This window comes from Pseudoalteromonas thalassia (assembly GCF_049257215.1).
Taxonomy (GTDB): Bacteria; Pseudomonadota; Gammaproteobacteria; order Enterobacterales; family Alteromonadaceae; genus Pseudoalteromonas; species Pseudoalteromonas lipolytica_C.
The window spans coordinates 1-23,470 of record NZ_JBMMUE010000026.1 but is presented as its reverse complement, the minus strand read 5'-3'; the positions used below and the strand labels follow the sequence as shown (position 1 = coordinate 23,470).

Below are 23,470 nucleotides of genomic sequence, written 5' to 3'. Positions count from 1 at the left end.
TTCGATTTTTAACCTTTTTGCATTACCAGCTGAAGGCCCAGCCAAGCCATAAATATACACACCACCACGTTTAAGGTGATATTGAGGGCCATTTTAAAAAAGTGACCTTGTTGCAATAGCAACAACGAATCCATTGAGAATGTTGAAAAGGTGGTCAATGCACCTAAAAAGCCAATACCAATTAAGGTTTTAGCTGGGCTAACAGCGATTATTTCTTTTTCAATCAAGCCGTACAAAATGCCCATTAACAATGAACCAAGAATATTAACTGTCAACGTGCCAAAAGGGAATCCCCTACCCAGCAGTTTTAGCATGGTTTCGCTAAGAAAATAGCGTAAACATGCTCCCGATGCACCACCTAGCGCAATCATCATGTAAAGTTTCAAACTATTCATAACGTTTAATATCACTTTGCTCGTTGCGCTGAGTTAAGTAGTCCAGCTTTTGTTTGATTTTTTGTTCAAGTCCACGTTCGGTTGGGAAGTAATACTGGCGATCATTAATTGCTTCTGGGAAGTACTTTTCGCCAGCCGCAAATGCACCTTCTTCATTGTGAGCATAACGATATTCAGCGCCATAACCTAAATCTTTCATTAAACTTGTTGGTGCATTGCGTAAATGCTCTGGTACAGGATAACTCGGCTCATTTTTAGCATCTTGTAGCGCTTGGTTAAACGCCATATACACAGCGTTACTTTTCGGTGCACTTGCTAAGTAAATAGTGGCTTGTGCAATAGCGCGCTCACCTTCACTTGGGCCAACACGTTGAAAAATATCCCACGCATTGAGTGCGACTTCCATTGCTCGCGGGTCGGCATTGCCAATATCTTCTGTGGCAATCGCTAATAAACGCCTAGCCACATAAAGTGGGTCGCCGCCACCGGCTAAAATACGGCAATACCAATATAAAGCGCCATCAGGTGAACTACCTCGTACAGACTTATGGAACGCTGAAATCAAGTCGTAAAACTCATCGCCGCCTTTGTCGTACTTGGCTAAGTGAGTTGGCAGTACTTGGCTTAAAACATGTTGATCAACAAGATATTTGCCCTGTTGCTCCGTGGTTAAATCAACGGCTTGTTCTAACAAGTTAAGTACTTTTCGCGCATCGCCATCACTTGCTTGGCAAAGCGCCTGTTTGGCGTTATCGGCAATTTCAATGTGTTTTTGGCTAAGCTCTACGTCTTCACGCAAGGCGCGCTCAATCACGGTAAATAAATCGGTTTGCTCAAGTGCTTTTAGAACATACACACGGGCACGAGACAATATCGCGTTATTAAGTGCAAATGATGGGTTTTCGGTGGTTGCGCCAACAAAAATAAAGGTGCCATCTTCGATATGTGGTAAGAATGCATCTTGCTGAGATTTATTAAAGCGGTGCACTTCGTCTACAAATAATAAAGTGCGTTGTCCTCGCCCAGCAAGGTTTGCTTTCGCTTCTGTTACTGCCTCACGAATATCCTTCACGCCTGCTGTAACAGCCGACATTTGAATAAGGCTTGCATCGGCATGGTTAGCAATAATTTGCGCTAAGGTAGTTTTACCAACGCCAGGCGGCCCCCACAAAATAAGGCTGTGGCATCGTCCTGCAAGAATCGCTTGGTAAAGAGGTTTGTCGGGGCTCAATAGGTGCTGCTGACCTATGTAGTCATTCAGTGTTTCTGGTCGCATGCGCGCCGCGAGTGGGCGCACATCAGGGCCAAAATTAAATCCGAGGTTACTCAAGCCTTAATCACCTTGGCTTTGGTCGTCAACTTCCACACCCTCAGGAATGGTAAATTCAAATGTTTGAGCTGCAAGCGCTTCGTTTACTTTGGCATCTTTAAAGGTAAATAAAGATTGCTGACCTGAGGTGTCTAATACAGTTAGTGATGCAAGACCTTGCTCTTTAGCATTAAAGCTAATATCTAACTTTTCAACTTGGCTCTCAACGCCTTTGTTTGGCGTGACACTAAAGCCTGCCTCTGTTGCCACAACTTGGTATTTTGCCCACTGCTCAGGATCTTTTGAGGTCAACAATACAAACGGTGTTGAATCAATTAGGCTGTGGGTATTCATAATGGTTACTTGTTCAGCAAAGCTGTCGAAGTAATAAGTTTTGTCGCCATTTGATACAAACAAGGTGTCATCTGGGCTTTGTTGTTGCCAGCGGATCATCATAGGTTGCTGAAGGGCAATGTTCCCCTCACCTTGCATGATAGCTTCACCTTGAGAATCGGTCACTTGTTGCGAAAACTGTGCTTTAAAACTTTTAATCGCAGCCAATTGTTGTTGCAACGCTTCGCTGTCGTCTGCAAAACTTTGACCGCTTAATAAACAACCCATAATTAGGGCTAGGTATTTAATTTTTTTCATTAATTTGCTCCACCATTTGGCACTAAGACTTCGCGAGCACCGTTATGACCCGGTGCGCTAACAATGCCTGATGTTTCCATTTGTTCAACTAAGCGAGCTGCGCGGTTATAACCTACGCGAAGCTTACGCTGTACACTCGATACCGACACTTTGCCGGTTTCAATTACAAATGATACTGCTTCATCGTAAAGCGGATCTGACTCTTCATCACCGTCTTCACTGGTTTCTCCAGGTAGTAAAATTTCTTCTGTGGCATCACCACTTAAAATTTCATCTATATAATTTGGTTTACCACGTTTTTTCCAATCATCTACAACCGCGTGAACTTCGTGGTCGTCGACAAACGCGCCATGTACACGCACTGGCACACTGGTACCCGGCGGTAAGTAAAGCATGTCACCCATACCCAGTAAGTTTTCGGCACCTTGCTGATCTAAAATGGTACGCGAGTCAATTTTACTTGAAACTTGGAACGCCATACGGGTTGGAATATTCGCTTTAATTAAACCTGTAATAACGTCAACCGATGGGCGCTGTGTTGCTAGCACTAAATGAATACCTGCAGCACGAGCTTTTTGTGCAATACGAGCAATCAGCTCTTCCACTTTTTTACCCACGATCATCATCATGTCGGCAAATTCGTCTATCACCACCACAATACTCGGCAATTTACCAAGCTCTTCAGGGCCATCGGCCATGCCATCTGTGTCTTTAAAAAGTGGGTCTAAAATAGGGTGACCCGCTTCTTTCGCATCAAGCACTTTTTGGTTGTAACCTTTCAAGTTACGCACCCCAAGCGCCGACATTAGCTTATAACGACGCTCCATTTCGCCTACACACCAACGTAAAGCGTTGGCTGCTTCTTTCATGTCGGTAACAACTTCACATAATAAATGTGGGATGCCTTCGTACACCGAAAGTTCAAGCATTTTCGGGTCAATCATGATCATACGAACATCATCAGGGCCCGATTTGTACAGTAAGCTTAATATCATTACATTAACGCCCACTGACTTACCTGAACCTGTGGTACCTGCAACGAGTAAATGCGGCATTTTACCAAGGTCAGCACATACTGGCTCACCAGCAATGTCTTTACCTAACACCATGGTGAGTGGTGATGGGTTTGATTCAAATTTAGGTGCGTTAATAACTTCACTTAAACGCACGATTTCACGGTGTTTGTTAGGTAGCTCTAAACCAACATAGGTTTTACCCGGAATAACCTCTACAACACGAACACTCACCGCAGACAGTGAACGCGCTAAATCTTTAGCAAGGCCGGTGATTTTGGCTACTTTGATACCCGGCGCTAAATCAAGCTCAAAGCGAGTTACAACCGGACCTGGATAAACACCCACAACCGCAGCTTGAATATTAAAATCAAGTAGTTTGGTTTCAACTAAACGTGAGATACCATCGAGCTCTTCTTGTGATAATGGATTTTTCGCTTTATCTGGGCGATCGAGTAAATCTAGCGATGGTAATGGGTTAGCAGGCGGTTGCTCATCTAGTAAGGCTTCAAACTTTTCTTTTGCCGTTGGCGGTGGCTGGTACGCAGGTTTTGCCTTTGGCATTGGGCGCGCAGGCGATACAACCGTTGTTACAGGTTTTTCTGGCTCAACGACTGGGCTTTGATCAAGCGCATTAAGTGCCGATACAGTATCGAATGATTCGTCATCAAGCGCACTAAAGCCAATTTCTTGATCAAGAATATCGTCAAGCTCATCAAAACCTTCAAATTCATCATCACTACTGCTTGGCTGTTTTTTCTGTGTTTGTGATGGCTTTGTTGCTGGCTCGTCTATGTCATCGAAACCTATAGCTGGGTTGCTATCTTGCTGTTCAAAGTTAGCGTCTGGTTCGGCTGACGTTGGTTTAACCGCTTCTCTTTCGCGATTTAACCATGCAGAAAACTGCGCGCGTAAGAAGTAGAATATTTTCATCACCCACTTACCAACAAAGTCAACAAACTGAACCCAAGAAACTCCTGTTAGTAGCGTTAGGCCGGCAAAAAAGAAACACAACAATAAAATAGAGGTGCCAGTGAAATTAAAAGTAGGCATCATGGCTGTGGCAATCACATCACCTACTACCCCGCCCGATGAAAAATTATATATGTCATCAAAATTGATGCTACTAATTGCCGTGGCTGAGGTAATGAATAACGCAAAGCCAATGACTCTTAGAGCAAGCGTGGTGTAGTCAAGCTGTAAAATACGATGAGGTTGTTTAAACAGTAAATAGCCAAACAGCTGAATGGCTACCGGCACAAGATAAGCTAGCCAGCCAAAACTAAGCAAAAGGATATCCGCAATCCATGCACCTGCGGTGCCGGTAATATTCTTAACATTAACAAATTCACCGGTTTGCGACCAAGAAGGATCGGCTGGATCAAAACTGATTAATGCACATAAAATAAATACTGCTGCAAAGGTACTAATAATTAGCCCCGTTTCTAACAGTCTTTGAACACCATTTAGGCGCATAGCTCCCTATTCCTTATTATTCTTTACTCATCGATTAGCAGTGAAATACCTTAGCAGGAAATGCCGTTTGATGCACTTTATCTTAACCTTGATGGACTGATAATGAACAAGTTTTTGTTACTCAATGTGTATTTTAACAGTTTAGGCAATATATGGGCGAATAATGACCCCTTGCTCACCTTTTACTTCTTCCATTACCACATAGGTTCGGCTTTCACTGACATTAGGTAGTTTTAGTAGAATATCCCCTAAAACATTTCGATATTCCGACATGTCGTTTACCCGCGTTTTTAATAGAAAGTCGAAATTACCTGATACTAAATGGCATTCAATAATTTCATCGTGCTTTTTAACTGCAGCGTTAAATTCTTCAAATACATCGGGTGATGTTTTAGTGATAGTCACTTCTACATAAACCGACAAACCTTGCCCGAGTTTTGCTGGATCTACCACGGCTTTATAACCGAGTATGTACCCTTCCCTTTCGAGCTTTTTTACCCGCTCTAAACAGGGTGTTGCACTTAGGCCTACACGCCTTGCCAGCTCTACGTTAGAGATCCGACCATCGAGCTGTAATTCCATTAAAATTTTACGGTCAATTCGGTCGAGTAATTGGTGCATAAGACAAACCAGAGTTTTAAACTGTTAAAATTAATTTTTTAGATTATATCACTAGAATCCAACTTAAAAAAGGTGAGACACACTGGCATGTCATGAATATAATAGTCAAAAATTTTATCCCGTTCTATTAAGGCGAAAAACTATGATTATTGGTGTACCTAAAGAAATTAAAAACCATGAATACCGTGTAGGTATGGTTCCTGCGAGTGTTCGTGAACTAGTAAACCATGGCCACCAAGTGTTTGTTGAAACTGATGCAGGTATGGGCATTGGCTTCACTAACGAAGATTATGTTGCAGCTGGTGCTGAAATTTTACCAACCGCTGCTGACGTTTTTGCTAAAGCTGAAATGATCGTTAAAGTAAAAGAGCCTCAAGCTGTTGAGCGTGCAATGTTACGCGAAGACCAAATTCTATTTACTTACCTTCACTTAGCACCGGATCTTCCACAAACTGAAGACCTAGTTAAAAGCGGCGCAATCTGTATCGCTTACGAAACTGTAACTGACGCTCGTGGCGGTTTACCTCTTCTTGCTCCTATGAGTGAAGTTGCTGGTCGTATGTCTATCCAAGCTGGTGCACAAGCGCTTGAAAAATCAAACCACGGCCGTGGTATGTTATTGGGTGGTGTACCAGGTGTTGAGCCAGCTAAAGTTGTTGTTATCGGTGGCGGCATGGTTGGTCGTAGCGCAGCGCAAATGGCAGTTGGCCTAGGTGCTGATGTTGTTGTTCTTGACCGTAACATCGACGTATTACGTGCATTAGACGCACAGTTCGGTAACAAAGTTAAAGCTATTTACTCTACTGCTGATGCGTTAGAAAAACACGTACTAGAAGCTGACCTTGTGATCGGTGGCGTACTAATCCCAGGTGCAGCAGCGCCTAAACTAGTTACAGCTGAGCACATCAAAGCAATGAAGCCTGGTTCTGCTATCGTTGACGTTGCAATCGACCAAGGTGGTTGTATCGCTACTTCTAAAGCAACAACTCACGCAGATCCTACTTACATCGTTGATGACGTTGTTCACTACTGTGTTGCTAACATGCCAGGTGCTGTACCACGTACTTCTACGTTTGCACTTAACAACGCAACATTACCGTATATCATCAACCTTGCTAACAAAGGTTATAAGAAGGCGCTTCTTGATGATGCACATTTCTTAAAAGGCTTAAACGTGATCAAAGGCCAAGTTACTTATAAAGAAGTAGCAGAAGCTTTCAACATGGAATATGTTGACCCACGTACAGCGGTTGAAAATGCATAAATAGCATTTTGAAACAAAAAAAGCAGCGAATCGCTGCTTTTTTTATGCCTGTTTGCGAATAAATCAGTTTATCTGCAAACAATGATATTGCTGATTAACGACGCTTAGTTTGTTTAGCGCGTTGATTGTGCTTTTTAACCGCCTTACGGATTTGGTTAATTTTAGCACGCTTGTCTTTACGTTTTTCAGGAATAGCCGACAACTTAGTTTGTGTTTCGCGACCTAACTGTACAGTTTTACGTAAATAGTTAACGGTATCTAAATCAAGCTCAGCCCAACCACCTTGTGGTAAACGCTTATCAAGCTCTAACTTACCGTAACGAATACGAATAAGACGAGAAACTTCTACATCTTGCGATTGCCATAAACGACGTACTTCGCGGTTACGTCCCTCAGTCAACGTAACATTAAACCAACGATTGATACCTTCACCACCAAGCGGTTTAATATTTAAAAATTTTGCTGGACCATCTTCAAGTTCAACACCTTTGGTTAATGTTCTTAAGGTCTCGTTTGTTACTTCCCCAAACACTCGCGCTGAGTATTCACGCTCAACTTCGTAACTTGGATGCATTAAACGGTTAGCAAGTTCACCATCGTTAGTAAAAAGCATTAAACCTGCAGTGTTGATATCTAATCGACCTACCGCAATCCAACGTTCGCCATCAACGCGTGGTAAACGGTCAAATACGGTACGACGACCTTCTGGGTCTTTACGTGTACATAACTCGCCTTCGGGTTTGTTATACATAAGCACACGACAAATACGCTCAGCTTTGTCTTCAATTTTCACAACGTGACCATCAACACGGATTACATCGCTTGCCTCTACACGGTCACCTAAACGGGCAACTTTACCGTTAACACTTACGCGGTTAGCATCAATGTATTTTTCCATTTCACGACGTGAACCCACACCAGCACGGGCTAATACTTTTTGTAACTTTTCAGTTTCTAAATTACTCATTCAGATAGTTCTCTCACAGAAGGATCGCTCAATAACTGGTTGATTTTACTTTCCTGAAGCTCAGGCAGTGGTGGTAATTCATCTAAACCAGCTAATGAAAAATAGTCTAAGAAAGCAGCAGTGGTGGCGTACAAGGCAGGACGCCCCGGCACTTCTTTGTGGCCAACAACTCTTATCCACTCTCTTTCTAATAATGTTTTAATTATCCCTGAGCCAACTGTAACCCCCCGTACTTGTTCAATCTCACCACGGGTTATGGGTTGTCTGTAGGCAATCAAGGATAAAGTTTCTAATAGTGCTCTTGAGTATTTCGGTGCTCGCTCTTGCCATAAGTTTGCAAGCCAAGGTGCTAAACTTGCACATGCTTGAAACCGATAACCGCTGCCAACGGCAACAAGCTTAATGCCTCGAGTTTGATAATGCGTTTGAATTTGGTCAATTGCATTATTTATGCGTGGCATAGATACGCTTAAATCAGCTAATACTGTCTCTTTTAAATGACGCTTAGACACGGGCTTTCCGGCAACAAAAATCGCGGCTTCTATGATTTCGACTAATTGTTCATCACTGATACGTTTTGCGGCCATTGCTACTAAAGGTCATTTTTACTCACTAACGCTCTATTATGACAGAAGTCGACCAAGGTTGGAAAAATTATTATAAAAAAGCCAGCGTAAAACACTGGCTTTTGGGGTATTTAATAGCTGCTTTATAAAATTAGCTCTTGTTAAGCATCTCTAACGCGTCGTCTTCGGCAACTTCACTACCATATTTATTAATGTAACTAATAAACTCATTGCGGTTTACACGTTTATCTTTGTTGCTATCCATATAGCCAAAGTGATTTGCAATGTCGTCGTCATCCGCTTCTTCAATAGAAATATAGCCATTTTTATCGTTATCTAACGATTTAAAGTCATTTTCGATTGGGTCAAATTTAGCGATTTCAGCTTTAAATGCTGATTCAGATACCTCACTATCAGTTGCCACCTTACCTGTATTTAACTGCATGTAAGCATTAAATTCAGTACGGCTGATTTGCTCATCCATATTGGTATCGATATTTGAAAAGTGCTCCCAAATAGCATCGTCGTCAGCTTCTACTTTAGAGATATAACCGTCGTTGTCATTATCTAGGCTGCCAAAATCGCTGTCGATTTTTGCTAAAGAGTTACTCGCAGAACAGGCTGATAGGCTTAATGCTGCTAAAATTGTTGATGCTAAAGTTAACTTTTTCATAAGACATTTCCTTGTAGTCGATTAGATTCACTTCGACTGTTACAAGTTGAATGCCAAAATGCCTTATTGGCTAAAATCAAGCACTTACAACCTGGTTAAGTTAAGGTTAAGCCTATGATTTAGCAAGCTTTTCATTAATTACTGTAATTTTTTCATAAAAAAAGCGCTCTAAAGAGCGCTTTTTCAATCTAACTATAATGTTGCTATTAGATAGCTGCGTTTTGGTAACGCTTAACGAAATCTGTTACTGCTTCGCCATTACATTTTAAAGTATTTAAGTTACCAATTTTTTCACGCACAGGTGTTAAACCTTTTTTAAGTGCAGTGATACAAAGTTGAGTCTCTTTTTGCTCATTTTTAGCAAACACTTCAACAGCTGCCTTTGTTGCAGCTTCTTGTGATTGTGCTTTTTTAGCAATTTCACGGATGTCAGTACCGTTACATAAAATGCTCTTTGAAAAACGTGACATTGAAATGCCATGCTTTGCTGCTTCTTTACGTGCAGCGGTAAACCCTTCGTTCGCACTTAAGCTACATAACTTTGATTCAATACGGTTATCAGCTGAAAAGTAGTGCGGGTTGCTTGCTAATGAGCCAAATGAGATACATGCAAGAGAAAGCATCACTAATTGTTTTTTCATGGTTTACCTTTAAATAGTACATAATATGAACGGGTGATTTGCGCGCATTATATAACCAAAAATAAGTAGATCAACTGAATTATTTATTTAATTTAATTATTAATACTGAGTTAACAATGTTTTTAAAATAAGCAGCAATTGATCAACATTTATTCAATTTGATTTTCGTAATTTGCTCATGAATAAGCCCTATTTTGATGGTAGAATTGCGCTAAACGAATAAACAAAAATTCAGATAGGTAATCCATGAAGGTAATCTCATTTAACATTAACGGCCTGCGCGCCCGTTTACACCAGTTGCAAGCGGTGATTGATAAACATCAACCAGATATCATTGGCTTACAAGAAATCAAAGTGCATGATGAAGCCTTCCCGCTTGAGGATGTACAAAAAATGGGTTATCACGTTTATTTCCATGGTCAAAAAGCGCATTACGGCGTGGCAATGCTATGTAAGCAAGAACCTAAATCGGTTGTAAAAGGTTTTGCAACCGATACAGATGAATCACAGCGTCGAATGATCAGCGTAACAGTGACTCAAGAAAATGGTCGCGATCTTACTGTGATGAATGGCTACTTCCCGCAAGGCGATAATATTGCCCATGAAACCAAGTTCCCATATAAGCGTCAATTCTATAAAGATCTAATGACTCACTTAGAAGATAACCACACGCCAGAGCAAGATGTTATTGTGATGGGCGACATTAATATTTCACCAACCGATCTCGACATTGGTATTGGCGAGCCTAACCGTAAGCGCTGGTTAAAAACGGGTAAATGTTCTTTTCAACCAGAAGAGCGTGAATGGTTAAGCACGTTATTAAACTGGGGCTTTAAAGATACCTTCCGTGAACTATACCCAGAAAAAACCGAACAATATTCGTGGTTTGATTACCGCTCAAAAGGTTTTGATGACAATCGCGGTTTACGTATTGATGTGATTTTAGCAACCCCAGCACTTGCTGAGCGTTGTGTTGAGTCAGGTATCGATTACGAATTACGTGGTATCGAAAAACCATCTGATCATGCGCCAATTTGGTCAACATTTAACGCATGATAGAGACGATACAATGGCAGCTCCCATTGTGGAGCTGTGTGGCTTTAGTACTTTGGCTAAGCTTTGATAAGCAAAGCGCATCCCAATTATTGGCAACACCAATAAGACAAGTGGGTGTGCTCGCGTGTGCTTTAGTACTTGCAATATTATGGCGCATTAAAGCGGGAATATTGCCGGGCCTCGAATTGCATATCTTAGGGGTCACCGCAGTGACCCTGATTTTAGGTTGGCGACTAGCTATTTTTGCAAGCAGCCTTGCAAGTCTCCTGCTGGTGTTAGTCGCTCAGTTGCCACTGCCCTTATTGCCTGTGCATTTACTGTTTACGGCATTTATACCTATCACGCTGAGTTACTTGTGTTTTGTACTTTGCTATAGCTATTTACCAAGACACTTTTTTATTTATATCTTTTTATGCGCATTTTTAACCGCGGCTGTTATCGCTTGTATCAAAATACTTACCAGTGGTGTGTTTTATTACTTATTGGGTGATTACAGTTTTATTGAGATTTCAGAAAACTATCTCATTCTATGTGCCATAATTTGGTTTCCTGAAGCAATGCTCAATGGCATGGCTATTACCTTGTTGATCACCTATCGCCCGCACTGGGTTAAAACCTTTTATGATAAGGACTATTTAGACTCATGAGTCTTCACTATCACTGCCCGCTTTGCAAACTTGAACTTACGCTAACCGATAAAACTTACCGCTGTGACAACAACCATAGTTTTGATATCGCTAAAGAGGGTTATGTCAATTTACTACCCGTGCAAAATAAAAAGTCGAAACAACCGGGTGATAACCTTGAAATGGTGCAAGCACGCCGAGCTTTTTTAAGTGCGGGGCACTACCTTTTTTTACAGCAAGCTTTAGCTGAGTTAGTGGCATCACTTAAACCAAATACAGTAATTGATTTAGGATGTGGCGAAGGCTTTTATACCCAAGCAATAGCAGCGCAATCGAGTGCCGAAGTATATGGTGTTGATATTTCCAAGCCGGCGGTAAAATACGCGGCTAAGCGTTATGAAAATGCAAATTTTAGTGTTGCCTCGATTAGCCAAGCCCCTTTTGCTGACGCATCTGCCGATGTGCTTGTCAGTGTGTTTGCCCCCTTATTTGCACAAGAACTTGCTCGACTTGCCAAATCGCAAGGCAGTCTAATTGTCGCAAGCCCAGGACCTTGGCATCTTAAAGAATTAAAAGCGTTTATTTATGCGGATGTAAAACCACATACAGAGATAGAGCCACCAGCAGGATTTAGTAAAGAGTCAATAAACTTACTAGAGCAACAGGTGCTATTGCCTGTTGATGAGATTAAACATTTAATTATGATGACGCCGTTTGCTTGGAAGTTTCGCCCAGAGCATTGGCAGCAGATAGAGCAACAAGGCCCACAAAAAGTAACGTTATCGTTTTATGTGAGCCAGTTTATTCGTGATTAAAAGTGTTCTTTTGTGAACGCTTTATCCATCTTTTCGAACATATCTTTTAAAAGTTGAGCTAAATCTGTGTAGCATGGTTTTTCAGTTGTGAGTTGTGACTGATAGCCATGTGCCTTCATTTTACTATGCAGCTCGGTATACCAACTTAACATTGCTGGTTCTAAACGAGTTTGAGCGCGACGACCTAACCACAGTAAGCCTTGAAAAGGTAACGACAGAAAAAATAAAGCGATAGTAATAGCTTGAGGGAAGTAATCACTACCTAAATAGTTTACTTGCATGAACACTGTGAACATAGCCAGAATAGGCATGACTGTGATTGCCAAGTCAGTGGCTTTGATCACTCTGAATTCAGCAAACATTGGAGCTAGCTCTTGTCGCATTGGCCATTTTTTCGCGTACTGACGACCTGTTTGCACTTGTGACATGACACCTTTTTGCATCATCACTCCTCGGGTTTTCATACTGTTTCACAACTGAGTGTAACACACTCCCGGATACAATCCCTGCAAAACCTGTCCTCGTTTTTATAACAATTTATGTCATTGACACTAACGTTAATAGTCTAAATGAGATAAAATGTTATCGGCTTAAGTCAACGAGACTTTAGTATAATTACAGCCCACCTTTGTTAAGTGTAGCAACAAAATACTTATTTACTATACTGGCAAAGAATTCTAATTATCAAGCCTTAATATACACTGACTGATATCGTACTTTTAGGACCTAGCTATGCCAACGCCCCTTTACCCACCACACCATGTTTTAGTACTGAACTGTGGTAGTTCAAGTTTAAAATTTGCCATTTTAGATGCCACCACTTCTGACGAAGTTATTTCAGGTTTAGCTGAGCGCCTTGGCTCAGACACGCCTTCAATCAAATATAAATATAATGGTGAAAAAAAGCTGATTGAACTTGCTAAAGGTCAAGCCCACGATGCGGCGATTGCTGAATTGGTTAAGCTAGTCAATAACTTAGGTCTGGCAGATAATTTAATCGCTGTAGGTCATCGTGTGGTGCACGGTGGCGAGCATTTCACTGAATCTGTACTTATCGACGATGATGTACTTGCAGCTATTGAAAAAACAGCGGCACTTGCACCACTTCATAACCCAGCAAACTTATTGGGTATTCGCACTGCAAAGCAAGCGTTCTCAGCGCTGCCACAAATTGCCGTATTTGATACTGCGTTTCACCAAACCATGCCTAATATTGCTTACTTATATGCTTTGCCTTACTCGCTTTATAAAGAGCATGGCGTAAGACGCTATGGTTTTCATGGTACCAGTCATTACTACGTTGCTGGTGAAGCAGCAAAATTATTAGGCAAAGAGCGCGAGCAAACTAATGTGATCAGTGCACATTTAGGTAATGGTTGCTCAGTGTGTGCGATTAAAGATGGTAAGAGTGTAGATACCAGTATGGGTCTTACGCCGCTTGAAGGCTTAGTGATGGGTACTCGCAGTGGTAGCATCGATCCGGGTTTATTCACCTTCTTAACGCAGCAACTTAATTACACGGCTCAAGAAATTGATGATTTACTCAATAAGCAAAGTGGCTTGCTAGGTATTAGTGAATTATCAAATGACTGCCGCACTATCGAAGAAGCCGCCGTTGAAGGCCACCCGCAAGCAAACCTTGCACTCGATATCTTCTGTTACCGCTTAGCTAAACAAATAGCTGCTTTTTTAGTTCCTCTACAACGTTTAGATGCACTTATTTTTACCGGCGGTATCGGTGAAAACTCAGATATTATTCGTGACAAAGTCATCACTCAATTAGGCTTTTTAGGCCTTGAGTGTGATGAAGATGCAAACTTAGCGGCACGTTTTGGTAAAGAAGGTCTAATTTCAAAAGGCCAAGCGCATGCGAAAGCGTTTGTGATCCCTACCAACGAAGAATGGGTGATTGCTAACGATGCAGCCCGTATTGCACAGGAGGCTTAAGTAAATGGCACATAGAATTATGTTGATCCCTATTTCAACGGGGGTTGGTTTAACGTCTGTTTCTGTTGGTTTAGTCCGCGCGCTTGAGCAAAAAGCGCTAAAGGTAAACTTTTTTAAGCCAATCGCACAGCCTCGTTCTGGCGATACAGGCCCAGAAAAGTCAACGCAAATTGTCACCCATGGTTCGCCAATTAATCCACCTACACCATTTGAGCTGAGCTATGCAGAGCAAATGATTGGTGATGGTAAAGGCGACGACTTACTAGAAGAAATCGTAGAGCGCTTTGAAAGTACTATTAAAGAAGACGAAATTGCTATTATCGAAGGTATGGTGCCAACACGTCGTCAGCCTTATGCTGGCCGTGTAAACCGCGAAATCGCGCAAACATTAGGTGCTGATATTGTTTTTGTATTAACACCAAGCAACGATAGCAATGACCAAATTGAAGACCGTTTAGAAATCGCCTCTGGCAATTATGGCGGTGTTAACCACCCTCGCGTGCTAGGTTGTATTTTCAACAAAGTAAATGCTCCTTTAGATGACGAAGGTCGCGCACGTGCAGACCTTGTTGAGGCCCATGAGCCTGAGCAACTTGAAAACGAATTAAACCGTTTAGCATCACTGCCGATTTTCAGAAAGCACCCATTTAAGTTATTAGGTTCAATTCCGTGGGATTTCGACCTAGTAGCGCCGCGTGTGCGCGATTTATGTGAATACTTAAAAGCCGAAGTCATTAACGAAGGCGACATGGCTCACCGTCGTTTACGTCGTGTCACTTTCTGTGCGCGAACAGTTTCAAACATTTTAAGCCACTTTACCCCGGGTGCATTACTGGTAACACCAGGCGATCGCTCTGATGTATTAGTTGCCGCTTGTTTATCAGCCATGAATGGCACCAAGCTTGGGGCGATTTTATTAACCGGTGGCTTTAAGCCTGAAGATCGCATTATGAAATTGTGCGAGCAAGCCATGGATACAGGCCTGCCAATTCTTGCAACAGAGGAAGATACTTGGCGCACGTCACTCTTGCTGCACAACTTCAATATGGAAGTACCATGTGATGATGACCAACGTATCGATAAGGTGAAAGATCATAACGCCAGCCATATCGACTCTGATTGGTTAGACAGCCTTGCGAAAAGTGTTGGCCGTACTCGTAAAATGTCACCGCCTGCGTTTCGTTTCTTACTGACAGACAAAGCTCGTCAAGCGAATAAAACCGTAGTTTTACCTGAAGGTAATGAGCCGCGTACGATTAAAGCTGCGGCAATTTGTGGCCAACGTGGTATTGCTAAAACAATCCTGCTTGGTGACAAAGAAGAGATTTTACGTATTGCAGAGCAACAAGGTGTAGAGCTCAACGATAACGTTACAATTATTGAACCAAGTGATGTAATTAACGATTACGTTGCGCCTATGGTCGAAATTCGTAAAAACAAAGGCTTAACTGAAGTTATTGCCCAAGAGCAGCTACTCGACAATGTGGTACTTGGTACCATGATGCTTGAGCAAGGTAAAGTTGATGGCTTAGTTTCGGGCGCTGTTAACACCACTGCAAACACCATTCGCCCACCGTTACAGTTAATTAAAACTGCACCTGGCTCGTCGTTAGTCTCATCGGTATTCTTTATGCTGTTACCTGATCAAGTACTGGTTTATGGTGACTGTGCAATTAACCCAGACCCAACCGCAGAGCAGTTAGCCGATATTGCAATTCAATCAGCAGACTCAGCCGCCGCGTTTGGTATTGAGCCTCGTGTTGCAATGATCAGCTACAGTACGGGTACTTCGGGTTCAGGTGCTGACGTAGAAAAAGTGCGTGAAGCCACTAAGCTTGCCCAGCAAAAGCGCCCTGATTTAGTGATTGATGGCCCACTTCAGTACGACGCTGCAATTATGGAAAACGTTGCGATTAAGAAAGCTCCTGGCAGCCCTGTAGCAGGTAAAGCGACGGTGTTCGTATTCCCAGATTTAAATACCGGTAATACAACCTATAAAGCCGTGCAACGTAGTGCTGACTTAATTAGTATTGGCCCAATGCTGCAAGGTATGCGTAAGCCAGTAAATGACTTGAGCCGTGGTGCATTAGTAGACGATATTGTTTACACCATTGCCCTTACGGCGATTCAAGCTAAGCAAGTTGAAAGCTTAGAAAATTAACCCTTCAAAAATTAGGCTAATTTATAAATTCTTTATAAATTAGCCTATTACCTTCTTTATACTGAGCTATTCCCATATTTATCCACAGAATCTGTGGACAAGATTTAAAGGCTAAACTGAGCAAATCCCCAGCAATCAAAATTATTGCGCTTTATCTTAACTTTGTTTACCTATACTATAAATTCAAAGGCTTCAAAGATAGGATCACAGATGTCAAAACAAACGTTACAACTTCATAGTGAAGAACTTACCATTCATAGTTTAGATGTTGATGCAACGATTGATCCTGCCCTACTCCAACAAGCTATTTTCTTTATTGCTAAAACCGCCGATGAGCTATCAATTGTATGCCCAAGTACCTTTGCAATAGACAGTTTAGATCAAGAAACTGATTGGCTAGCACTTGAAGTGATTGGCCCTCTTGGCTTTTCTTTAACGGGTATTATGGCGAACATTTCTGGTGTGCTTGCTAAAGCGTCAATTTCGATTTTTGCTTTATCAACGTACGATACCGATTATGTATTGGTGAAAAAGCAAAGCATGGCAAAAGCCATTACAGCACTTAGAAAAGACGGTTACCATGTGATAGGTGACGTTAAATAAGCCATGAGTATCGACGTTCAATATTTGCCTGAGCGCAGTCTAAGAAAAGCGCGTTGTATGGCAATCAAAAGCCCTTTTACAGGTCGTGTTAAAAGTATGGCTGAACACCCAGAGCCTTTTTTTAGGTATGCCACCGTTGGTCCTGGGATTTGTGTAGAACTAACGAGCCACAATATTATCGCTCCTTTCGATGGCACACTATTACAAGTTAAAAATGCAGGAAAAGAATATATTTTACAGGCCAAAAATGGTTTGAAAATATTATTAAATTTATCGTTTTCATCTATAGAAGAGCATATTAACCACACCAACATTGCTAAGCTAAATGGCAGTAAAATTAGCCAAGGTGAGCGATTAGCCTATTTTGACCTACGCGAGCTAAGCAGCCCTATGCTAGGCACAGTTTGCGTGCTCAACAGCCATAATCTTGGCCCCCTTTATTATTCACTATCTCAGGTCATTGCTGGGGTAGATACTTTACTCACTGTAACTAAAAAGTAGAATTTATGACTATCATGTATGGTATCAGCAATTGCGATACAATTAAAAAAGCGAAAAAATATTTATCTGATAATAATCAAGAGTTTACTTTCCATGATTACCGTAAAGACGGCATCAGTGCAGAGCTAGTTAATGAATTTGCAGCGCATATTGATTGGCAAGATTTAGTTAATAAACGCGGCACAACTTATCGCCAGTTATCTGATGAACAAAAACAAAATCTCGATAAAGAATCAGCATTAGCATTATTAGTTGAGCAACCTGCGATGATCAAGCGCCCGCTACTTGTGCATAATGGCCAATACCACTTAGGTTTTAAAGCAGCTCAATACGATGAGATTTTTGCCTAATGACTCACCCTGTTATTGAACTTGCTCAAGCGCTTATCCAGCGTGAATCAGTGACCCCTGAAGATGCCGGTTGCCAAGCGTTAATGAACGAGCGCCTTGAAAAACTTGGCTTTAATATTGAATCACTGTTTTTCACTGATACCTTAAATACCTGGGCTCGTATGGGAGATGCGTCACCGCATTTTTGTTTTGCTGGTCACACAGATGTTGTACCAACAGGTCCTGAAAAAAATTGGCAGCACCCGCCTTTTTCGGCACTGGTAAAAGACGGCATGCTACACGGACGCGGTGCAGCCGATATGAAAGGCTCCTTAGCAGCTATGGTTGTTGCCACTGAGCGCTTTATTGCAAAACACCCAGATCATAAAGGGTCTATTTCATTTTTAATTACATCAGATGAAGAAGGCCCGTTTATCAACGGTACAACCCGTGTTATCGATACCCTTGAAGCCCGTGGTGAGAAGATTGATTTATGCTTAGTTGGCGAACCATCGTCGCGAGATAAACTGGGTGATGTAGTAAAAAATGGTCGTCGCGGCTCATTAACAGGCTTTTTAACCGTTAAAGGTGTACAAGGTCACGTTGCTTATCCACATTTAGCACAAAACCCAATTCACTTAGCTGCACCGGCGTTAACTGAACTTAGCCAAACCGAGTGGGATCAGGGTAACGAGTTTTTCCCTGCAACAAGCTTTCAAGTTTCAAATATAAATGGTGGCACCGGAGCTGGCAATGTGATCCCAGGCGAGCTCGACATTCAATTCAACTTTCGCTTTAGTACCGAAGTAACCTATCAACAGCTACAACAAAGAGTTGTTGATATTGTTGAAAAACATAACCTTGATTATGAACTAAGTTGGATTGTTAATGGACTACCGTTTTTAACCGATCACGGTCCGTTAGTTGATGCTACAGTACACGCTATTAAGCAGGTGACCGGACGCGACACAGCGCTTGAAACCACCGGTGGTACATCTGATGGCCGTTTTATTGCGCAAACAGGTGCCAAAGTCATTGAGCTGGGCCCTCGTAATGAAACCATTCATAAAGTAAACGAATGTGTTAGCACAGATGATTTAATTCAGCTTGCAGATATTTATGAAATCATTTTAGAGCAACTGCTTACATGAACCAAACCGAGCTTAAACAATGCGCCACAGGGTTAAGTAGCTCACATTTAGTTGGGCTACAAAACCACCGCTTGCATGGTGATATTGTTGATGACTTTTTAGCCCTTCAACAAGGCGCGAAAGAAGCAGGTATTGATTTGGCGATAGCCTCAAGCTTTCGCGATTTTCATCGTCAAAGTGCTATTTGGAATGCTAAATTTCAGGGTCTTCGCCCAGTTTATACTCTTGAGCAAAAAACGGTAGACTTACAACGTTTAACTGATACTGAAAAGTGTCACGCGATTATGCTTTACTCTGCACTACCGGGGGCAAGCAGGCATCACTTTGGTACCGACCTCGACATCTACGATACCCGCCCTATTGACGATGATTATCAACTGCAATTAACACCTGATGAGTATTCGACCACAGGACCATTTACTAAGCTTGCTGAATGGCTTGATAATAACCTTGAAAAGTATGGTTTTTATCGCCCCTATCAAGAATATAAAGGCGGGGTTGCCCCTGAGCCTTGGCATATTAGCCATATCAGAGCTTCAGCAAAGATGATGCAGTATTTGTCAGTTGAAACATTACAGCAATGTATTGAACAAAGTGAGCTTAGCGGCAAACAAGCGATTTTAACTGAACTTAACACGCTTTATGAACGCTACATATTAAATATCAATGCCCCTAAATCTAAAGACTGCGCTTTTTAGCCATTAAAAACACCAAAACAGCGCCAAGAATTAAGGCGCTGGCTATTATTAAACGCGTTGTCAGTTGCTCATCTAAAAATAGCACCCCCGCTATTGTAGCAAGCACTGGGACTGTTAGTTGTACCACACCCGCTTGGCTACTTTTTAGTTTTGGTAGTGCAACATACCAAATACTGTAACCGACTCCTGATGCAAGTGCTCCTGAGGCTACAGCTAAGCAAATCCCTGTAGCTGAGACTGCTTGCCAATCTAAAGCAACTACAAGGACTAAAATCGGCACAAGTATTAAACTTCTTAAAAAGTTAAAACTAGTTGCTTGCAGCGGTGATCTGCATGATTTTCCACGAATGCTGTAAATTCCCCACGCTACGCCACTTATTGCCATAAGCATAGCGGGTAAAAAAGAGGGCATTGTTGCAGAGGGCAACATTAAATAAATAAAGCCAGCAAAGGCTACAAACAACGCCCCCCACTGCACTTTACTAAGCGGCTCTTTGTTAAAAACACTGTGGCCTATCATAGTCAGTTGCACCGCAGAAAATAAAATAAGTGCGCCCGTGCCGGTATTTAAATCAACGTAGGCAACTGAAAAGCAGAGCGCGTAAACAAATAAACTAAGCGCACTAATATTGTTACCTTTATCGGTTAAAGGCTTAGCTCTTTGCGATTTTAATTGCCACTGCAACAGTATAAGCAGCATCAATGCCCCACTTACCAAGCGTAAGGCAGTGAAACTTAATGGGTCAATATCACCACTTTGTAATGCCATACGACACAGCAAGGAGTTAGCTGCAAACGCACACAGTGCAATTAAAGTATAGAGTACAGTACTTAACAAATGTGGTGTTCCTTTAACATTAAAAAACACTAGACCAGTAAGTTGTCTATTAACTTACGATTTTTTACATAATTTATCATAGAAGGTTAAGCCGCGTATGCTAATCTGAGTACATTGTTTAAAAGGAGTGTTCAGTGCATCGACGTTTATTTATTGGCGCTGTTTTACTGTTATCAGGCTGCAGTACCATAGGTATTACTGATCTATTCCAAGATTATGCGACGCAGCTAAGACCTGTGCGCCAAGCTGTATCTCAAAATAATATAGAAAATGCGCAGCAATTGTTGCCGAGCAATAGCCGTAGCCACAGTAACTATTTATTGAATCAGCTTGAAACTGCTCGTCTTGAATTTTTAGCGAAACAGAATTCTCAGGCCAATGAGACCTTTGAAACTGTTTATCAAAACATGGAAAAAAAGCGTCAAGCAGCCAAAATACAACTAAGCACAAGTCTTGAACAAACAAATTCATTATTAACAAATGATTCAGTGATTGGTTATGAGCCTGCTGCCTATGAAATGACCATGTTACATAGCTACAAAGCACTGAGCTACGTATTTGATAACCAACTTGAATCAGCATTAGTTGAAGTTAGACGCGCAAATAAAGTACAAGAAGATGCATTAAAAGACAACCAAGCTGTACTTGATGAACAAGCAGAAAATGCAGCTGAGGGTTATCCCGATATGGCCGAGTTAATTGGCAATGTTAAAAATGGTTTTCAAAATGCCTTTACTTTCTATTTGTCGGGCCTGCTTTATGAGGCGGATAAACAGTTTGATGATGCCTATATCGACTATAAAAAAGCGCTCGAAATAAATAGCGATAATAGCTACCTACAACAAACTGTTTTACGACTTGCTAAAAAACAAGGCTTTGAGCAAGACTTTGAAGAATTTAGTAAACGCTTTGGTGAACTTAAGCAGCATAAGCCAAACACGGGCCAAGTAATTGTAATTGCAGAGCAAGGTTTAATACCAGCAAGACAAGAGTTTCAATTACGCTTGCCTATTTATTCGTCCCGTGGAGATGCGCGTTTTTATAGTATTGCTATGCCTGTATACCGCGGCGCACCTTATGCAAATAACGACAAGAACATTACATTGGATGGCGACAACTTCATCCTTAAACCAATCGTTAGGCTCGAGGCACTAGCAGCGAAAACACTTAAAGATCAAAGTACCGGAAGAATTACCAGACAAGTAATGCGCTTGGTTGCAAAAGAAAAGATGCGTGCTGAACTGGCAAGAAGCGGCGGCGATGTGGGTAATATTTTAGCCAATATATATAACATGGCCTCTGAACAAGCAGATACAAGAAGTTGGCTTACCTTACCAAGTCAATTAAGTATTGCTCAAAATACCATGACAACTGGTGAACATGTTTTATCTGTACCAGGTCGTGGCGAAATAAACTTTTCGGTTAGTAAGCAAGGGTTAACCTTAATTTTCCTAACCTCTATTAATAGCTACTATGACACACATGTCGTTCAACTTTAGGAGCAATGATGAAATATTTAGTGCCACTATTAACCATTTTACTTGTTGCGGCCTGCTCCTCACGCCCGACCACTTCTGGCATTGGTGTTGAGCAAACTGCAAAACAATATAACCAACAATTGATCGTTAATAACCCAGAACTAGGGCAAAAACTTGCAATTACAGATGTAAAAACACGCCAAACAAACGGCTTAACAGATGTGGTTGTGACATTGGCAAGCCAATATAAAAAATCACAGTATTTACAGTACCAATTTACTTGGTATGACGCTGATGGTTTTGTTATACGCGGCAATCACTCTCCTTGGCAACCCATTACCTTATTTGGATTTGCTAAAACACAGTTACCGGGCTTAGCCCCGACAGCAAATGCTGTCACCTTCTCGCTTGCAGTGCGTGAAGTGTCAACAGAAGCACAAGAATTTGAAGATTAAGGAAACCATGATGAAATTACTTTCTGTTAAATCGGCTGCGGCCATTGCGATAACTAGCACTTTGCTGCTTTCTGGTTGTGCCAATAAAGCGGTGGTTAGCTACGGCGATGCTCAAGCTGTTGAAACAACTGATATCAACTTTGGATCAACCGATCTACAAAAAGTAGCAAGCCAAATGACAGACTCGTTACTTGCTTCACCTGTGGTTGGCACAATGACAGCAAATAGTCGCCCAGTCGTGTTTGTAGAGCGTATTAAGAATAAAACCAGTGAACACATTGATACCGAATCAATCACCGATTCAATCTCAACACAATTACTACGCAGTGGTAAGTTTCGCTTTGTTGATATGACACGCGTTGAAGCGGTACGTGAGCAACTTAATTTTCAAAACGATGACCCGCTAGTTAACCCAAGTACAGCGATTGCATTTGGTCAACAAGTTGGGGCTCAGTACATGTTATACGGCAACTTATCGAGCATTGTTAAGTCAAATGCTGATAAGGCTGATGTGTATTACAAATTTACTATGCGTTTAATGGATTTAAAAAGTGGCCTAGTTGAATGGGCTGATGAAACTGAAATCCGTAAAACACGCGAGAAATCAACTTTTGGCTGGTAGTCAGGAGGATGTATGAAATACTTAGTAACAATCCTGGTAAGCTGTTTATTACTCAGCTCCCCTAGTTACGCTGATTATCAGCGTAATAAAGCAGTGCCAGTAGAGCAGGTGTTATTTGGATCTGTGCAATCGGTACGAACGATTACTGATCAAGAGCTAGTTAGAGACAAAACTAATGGCTGGGAAACCTTTGGCGGTGCATTGCTCGGAGGTGTTATTGGTAATCAGTTTGGCGGCGGCAGTGGTCGTACCGTCGCAACTATTTTAGGTTCAATGATTGGTGGCTCTGTTGCTCACAACCGTCAACAAAACAGTCGCGTAATACAATATCAGCTCGTTGAATTAATGATAAAAGTAGAAAGCGGTGAACAATACATGGTTGTTCAAGATAAAGACAACCAGATGCTGTTTAATCAAGGCGATAAAGTTCGCCTTGTGTACCTCACCGATAACACGGTGCGTGTTGATAAAGCTTATTAAAAAAGCGAGCCTTGAAGTGACCCCCAATAGTTGGACATTCCAATTACTGGGGGTCTTTTTATGTCCAAACATCACCGAGCATTCAAGCTCAAAATAGCTGAACTCGCTTTGTCTGAAAGCTCTTCGGCGGTAAG

At 41.7% G+C, this 23,470-nt stretch carries 26 protein-coding genes; 15 read left to right on the top strand and 11 right to left on the bottom strand.

Annotated features, from left to right (window positions below; translation table 11 throughout):
- Positions 1–8: 8 nt before the first annotated feature.
- The 5 genes from crcB to lrp all read right to left on the bottom strand — a co-directional run bounded on the left by crcB (position 9) and on the right by lrp (position 5,465).
- A complete protein-coding gene (gene crcB / locus AAEU31_RS20020; protein WP_074989576.1) occupies positions 9–395 on the bottom strand; it encodes a fluoride efflux transporter CrcB in 387 nt (128 codons plus the stop codon).
- Positions 388–1,725, bottom strand: a complete 1,338-nt coding sequence (locus AAEU31_RS20015; RefSeq protein ID WP_421968112.1) for a replication-associated recombination protein A — start codon at positions 1,723–1,725, stop codon at positions 388–390. Before AAEU31_RS20015 ends, crcB begins: the two co-directional genes overlap by 8 nt.
- A 3-nt stretch (positions 1,726–1,728) precedes the next feature.
- Positions 1,729–2,355, bottom strand: coding sequence for an outer membrane lipoprotein periplasmic chaperone LolA (gene lolA, locus AAEU31_RS20010; protein ID WP_138557372.1), 627 nt, complete (start codon positions 2,353–2,355; stop codon positions 1,729–1,731).
- Complete coding sequence (locus AAEU31_RS20005) at positions 2,355–4,844, bottom strand: DNA translocase FtsK (protein ID WP_199526703.1); 2,490 nt, start codon at positions 4,842–4,844, stop codon at positions 2,355–2,357. The genes lolA and AAEU31_RS20005 overlap by 1 nt, the downstream gene beginning before the upstream one ends.
- A 141-nt stretch (positions 4,845–4,985) precedes the next feature.
- On the bottom strand, positions 4,986–5,465 hold the full coding sequence (gene lrp, locus AAEU31_RS20000) for a leucine-responsive transcriptional regulator Lrp (protein ID WP_063704651.1): 480 nt from the start codon (positions 5,463–5,465) through the stop codon (positions 4,986–4,988).
- Positions 5,466–5,607: 142 nt separating this feature from the next.
- Between lrp and ald the strand changes: the two genes are divergently transcribed.
- On the top strand, positions 5,608–6,729 hold the full coding sequence (gene ald / locus AAEU31_RS19995; protein ID WP_135925100.1) for an alanine dehydrogenase: 1,122 nt from the start codon (positions 5,608–5,610) through the stop codon (positions 6,727–6,729).
- A 94-nt stretch (positions 6,730–6,823) separates the two neighbouring features.
- Here ald and rluB read toward each other — a convergent pair whose 3' ends face one another.
- The 4 genes from rluB to AAEU31_RS19975 all read right to left on the bottom strand — a co-directional run bounded on the left by rluB (position 6,824) and on the right by AAEU31_RS19975 (position 9,576).
- The gene (rluB, locus tag AAEU31_RS19990) at positions 6,824–7,696 is read right to left on the bottom strand and encodes a 23S rRNA pseudouridine(2605) synthase RluB (protein WP_235382491.1); all 873 of its coding nucleotides are present in this window, start codon (positions 7,694–7,696) and stop codon (positions 6,824–6,826) included.
- Complete coding sequence (gene scpB / locus AAEU31_RS19985; RefSeq protein ID WP_135925105.1) at positions 7,693–8,283, bottom strand: SMC-Scp complex subunit ScpB; 591 nt, start codon at positions 8,281–8,283, stop codon at positions 7,693–7,695. Before scpB ends, rluB begins: the two co-directional genes overlap by 4 nt.
- A gap of 130 nt (positions 8,284–8,413) precedes the next feature.
- Complete coding sequence (locus AAEU31_RS19980; RefSeq protein WP_421968111.1) at positions 8,414–8,935, bottom strand: EF-hand domain-containing protein; 522 nt, start codon at positions 8,933–8,935, stop codon at positions 8,414–8,416.
- A 206-nt stretch (positions 8,936–9,141) separates the two neighbouring features.
- Positions 9,142–9,576 carry an exonuclease III gene (locus AAEU31_RS19975; protein ID WP_135925109.1) on the bottom strand — a complete coding sequence of 145 codons (435 nt, stop codon included), beginning with the start codon at positions 9,574–9,576 and terminating at the stop codon, positions 9,142–9,144.
- A gap of 246 nt (positions 9,577–9,822) precedes the next feature.
- Here AAEU31_RS19975 and xthA point away from each other — a divergent pair, with 246 nt between their 5' ends.
- Genes xthA through AAEU31_RS19960 form a run of 3 tightly spaced genes read left to right on the top strand, consistent with a single transcriptional unit; the run spans position 9,823 to position 12,073 of the window.
- The gene (gene xthA, locus AAEU31_RS19970) at positions 9,823–10,632 is read left to right on the top strand and encodes an exodeoxyribonuclease III (RefSeq protein WP_054552965.1); all 810 of its coding nucleotides are present in this window, start codon (positions 9,823–9,825) and stop codon (positions 10,630–10,632) included.
- A complete protein-coding gene (locus AAEU31_RS19965) occupies positions 10,632–11,279 on the top strand; it encodes an energy-coupling factor ABC transporter permease (RefSeq protein WP_421968117.1) in 648 nt (215 codons plus the stop codon). The genes xthA and AAEU31_RS19965 overlap by 1 nt, the downstream gene beginning before the upstream one ends.
- On the top strand, positions 11,276–12,073 hold the full coding sequence (locus tag AAEU31_RS19960) for a putative RNA methyltransferase (protein WP_135925116.1): 798 nt from the start codon (positions 11,276–11,278) through the stop codon (positions 12,071–12,073). The genes AAEU31_RS19965 and AAEU31_RS19960 overlap by 4 nt, the downstream gene beginning before the upstream one ends.
- On the opposite strand, the gene yfbV is transcribed toward AAEU31_RS19960, so the two are convergent.
- On the bottom strand, positions 12,070–12,516 hold the full coding sequence (gene yfbV / locus AAEU31_RS19955) for a terminus macrodomain insulation protein YfbV (RefSeq protein WP_138557370.1): 447 nt from the start codon (positions 12,514–12,516) through the stop codon (positions 12,070–12,072). The genes AAEU31_RS19960 and yfbV overlap by 4 nt on opposite strands.
- A gap of 289 nt (positions 12,517–12,805) precedes the next feature.
- Between yfbV and AAEU31_RS19950 the strand changes: the two genes are divergently transcribed.
- The 7 genes from AAEU31_RS19950 to AAEU31_RS19920 all read left to right on the top strand — a co-directional run bounded on the left by AAEU31_RS19950 (position 12,806) and on the right by AAEU31_RS19920 (position 19,463).
- Positions 12,806–14,020: an acetate kinase gene (locus tag AAEU31_RS19950; RefSeq protein WP_421968110.1), complete on the top strand. Its 1,215-nt coding sequence runs from the start codon at positions 12,806–12,808 to the stop codon at positions 14,018–14,020.
- A 4-nt stretch (positions 14,021–14,024) separates the two neighbouring features.
- Entirely contained in the window at positions 14,025–16,181 is a 2,157-nt protein-coding gene (gene pta / locus AAEU31_RS19945; protein ID WP_135925130.1) for a phosphate acetyltransferase, read from the top strand.
- A gap of 210 nt (positions 16,182–16,391) precedes the next feature.
- On the top strand, positions 16,392–16,784 hold the full coding sequence (locus AAEU31_RS19940; protein WP_135925133.1) for an ACT domain-containing protein: 393 nt from the start codon (positions 16,392–16,394) through the stop codon (positions 16,782–16,784).
- 57 nt (positions 16,785–16,841) lie between these two features.
- Positions 16,842–17,285: a PTS glucose transporter subunit IIA gene (locus AAEU31_RS19935; RefSeq protein WP_421968109.1), complete on the top strand. Its 444-nt coding sequence runs from the start codon at positions 16,842–16,844 to the stop codon at positions 17,283–17,285.
- Positions 17,286–17,290: 5 nt separating this feature from the next.
- Complete coding sequence (locus AAEU31_RS19930) at positions 17,291–17,635, top strand: ArsC family reductase (protein WP_135925138.1); 345 nt, start codon at positions 17,291–17,293, stop codon at positions 17,633–17,635.
- On the top strand, positions 17,635–18,765 hold the full coding sequence (gene dapE / locus AAEU31_RS19925) for a succinyl-diaminopimelate desuccinylase (RefSeq protein ID WP_421968108.1): 1,131 nt from the start codon (positions 17,635–17,637) through the stop codon (positions 18,763–18,765). The genes AAEU31_RS19930 and dapE overlap by 1 nt, the downstream gene beginning before the upstream one ends.
- Positions 18,762–19,463: a M15 family metallopeptidase gene (locus AAEU31_RS19920; RefSeq protein ID WP_421968107.1), complete on the top strand. Its 702-nt coding sequence runs from the start codon at positions 18,762–18,764 to the stop codon at positions 19,461–19,463. The genes dapE and AAEU31_RS19920 overlap by 4 nt, the downstream gene beginning before the upstream one ends.
- On the opposite strand, the gene AAEU31_RS19915 is transcribed toward AAEU31_RS19920, so the two are convergent.
- Positions 19,444–20,301, bottom strand: coding sequence for a DMT family transporter (locus AAEU31_RS19915; protein ID WP_421968106.1), 858 nt, complete (start codon positions 20,299–20,301; stop codon positions 19,444–19,446). The genes AAEU31_RS19920 and AAEU31_RS19915 overlap by 20 nt on opposite strands.
- A gap of 134 nt (positions 20,302–20,435) precedes the next feature.
- Between AAEU31_RS19915 and AAEU31_RS19910 the strand changes: the two genes are divergently transcribed.
- From AAEU31_RS19910 to AAEU31_RS19895, 4 genes are read left to right on the top strand one after another with little or no spacing between them, the layout of a single operon-like run.
- Entirely contained in the window at positions 20,436–21,800 is a 1,365-nt protein-coding gene (locus AAEU31_RS19910) for a COG3014 family protein (protein WP_421968105.1), read from the top strand.
- An 8-nt stretch (positions 21,801–21,808) separates the two neighbouring features.
- Positions 21,809–22,234, top strand: coding sequence for a YcfL family putative periplasmic lipoprotein (locus AAEU31_RS19905; RefSeq protein WP_135926286.1), 426 nt, complete (start codon positions 21,809–21,811; stop codon positions 22,232–22,234).
- Positions 22,235–22,244: 10 nt separating this feature from the next.
- Positions 22,245–22,856 carry a penicillin-binding protein activator LpoB gene (gene lpoB, locus AAEU31_RS19900; protein WP_421968116.1) on the top strand — a complete coding sequence of 204 codons (612 nt, stop codon included), beginning with the start codon at positions 22,245–22,247 and terminating at the stop codon, positions 22,854–22,856.
- 12 nt (positions 22,857–22,868) lie between these two features.
- Entirely contained in the window at positions 22,869–23,336 is a 468-nt protein-coding gene (locus tag AAEU31_RS19895; protein WP_421968104.1) for an outer membrane lipoprotein, read from the top strand.
- The last annotated feature ends 134 nt before the right edge of the window (positions 23,337–23,470 follow it).

What these genes read in the sequence shown, in the direction of transcription:
- crcB (WP_074989576.1), bottom strand. Translation starts at nt 395, where the DNA reads ATGAATAGTTTGAAACTTTACATGATGATTGCGCTAGGTGGTGCATCG.
- lolA (WP_138557372.1), bottom strand. Translation starts at nt 2,355, where the DNA reads ATGAAAAAAATTAAATACCTAGCCCTAATTATGGGTTGTTTATTAAGC.
- AAEU31_RS20005 (WP_199526703.1), bottom strand. Translation starts at nt 4,844, where the DNA reads ATGCGCCTAAATGGTGTTCAAAGACTGTTAGAAACGGGGCTAATTATT.
- lrp (WP_063704651.1), bottom strand. Translation starts at nt 5,465, where the DNA reads ATGCACCAATTACTCGACCGAATTGACCGTAAAATTTTAATGGAATTA.
- ald (WP_135925100.1), top strand. Translation starts at nt 5,608, where the DNA reads ATGATTATTGGTGTACCTAAAGAAATTAAAAACCATGAATACCGTGTA.
- rluB (WP_235382491.1), bottom strand. Translation starts at nt 7,696, where the DNA reads ATGAGTAATTTAGAAACTGAAAAGTTACAAAAAGTATTAGCCCGTGCT.
- scpB (WP_135925105.1), bottom strand. Translation starts at nt 8,283, where the DNA reads ATGGCCGCAAAACGTATCAGTGATGAACAATTAGTCGAAATCATAGAA.
- AAEU31_RS19980 (WP_421968111.1), bottom strand. Translation starts at nt 8,935, where the DNA reads ATGAAAAAGTTAACTTTAGCATCAACAATTTTAGCAGCATTAAGCCTA.
- AAEU31_RS19975 (WP_135925109.1), bottom strand. Translation starts at nt 9,576, where the DNA reads ATGAAAAAACAATTAGTGATGCTTTCTCTTGCATGTATCTCATTTGGC.
- xthA (WP_054552965.1), top strand. Translation starts at nt 9,823, where the DNA reads ATGAAGGTAATCTCATTTAACATTAACGGCCTGCGCGCCCGTTTACAC.
- AAEU31_RS19960 (WP_135925116.1), top strand. Translation starts at nt 11,276, where the DNA reads ATGAGTCTTCACTATCACTGCCCGCTTTGCAAACTTGAACTTACGCTA.
- yfbV (WP_138557370.1), bottom strand. Translation starts at nt 12,516, where the DNA reads ATGCAAAAAGGTGTCATGTCACAAGTGCAAACAGGTCGTCAGTACGCG.
- AAEU31_RS19950 (WP_421968110.1), top strand. Translation starts at nt 12,806, where the DNA reads ATGCCAACGCCCCTTTACCCACCACACCATGTTTTAGTACTGAACTGT.
- pta (WP_135925130.1), top strand. Translation starts at nt 14,025, where the DNA reads ATGGCACATAGAATTATGTTGATCCCTATTTCAACGGGGGTTGGTTTA.
- AAEU31_RS19940 (WP_135925133.1), top strand. Translation starts at nt 16,392, where the DNA reads ATGTCAAAACAAACGTTACAACTTCATAGTGAAGAACTTACCATTCAT.
- AAEU31_RS19935 (WP_421968109.1), top strand. Translation starts at nt 16,842, where the DNA reads ATGGCAATCAAAAGCCCTTTTACAGGTCGTGTTAAAAGTATGGCTGAA.
- AAEU31_RS19930 (WP_135925138.1), top strand. Translation starts at nt 17,291, where the DNA reads ATGACTATCATGTATGGTATCAGCAATTGCGATACAATTAAAAAAGCG.
- dapE (WP_421968108.1), top strand. Translation starts at nt 17,635, where the DNA reads ATGACTCACCCTGTTATTGAACTTGCTCAAGCGCTTATCCAGCGTGAA.
- AAEU31_RS19920 (WP_421968107.1), top strand. Translation starts at nt 18,762, where the DNA reads ATGAACCAAACCGAGCTTAAACAATGCGCCACAGGGTTAAGTAGCTCA.
- AAEU31_RS19905 (WP_135926286.1), top strand. Translation starts at nt 21,809, where the DNA reads ATGAAATATTTAGTGCCACTATTAACCATTTTACTTGTTGCGGCCTGC.
- lpoB (WP_421968116.1), top strand. Translation starts at nt 22,245, where the DNA reads ATGAAATTACTTTCTGTTAAATCGGCTGCGGCCATTGCGATAACTAGC.
- AAEU31_RS19895 (WP_421968104.1), top strand. Translation starts at nt 22,869, where the DNA reads ATGAAATACTTAGTAACAATCCTGGTAAGCTGTTTATTACTCAGCTCC.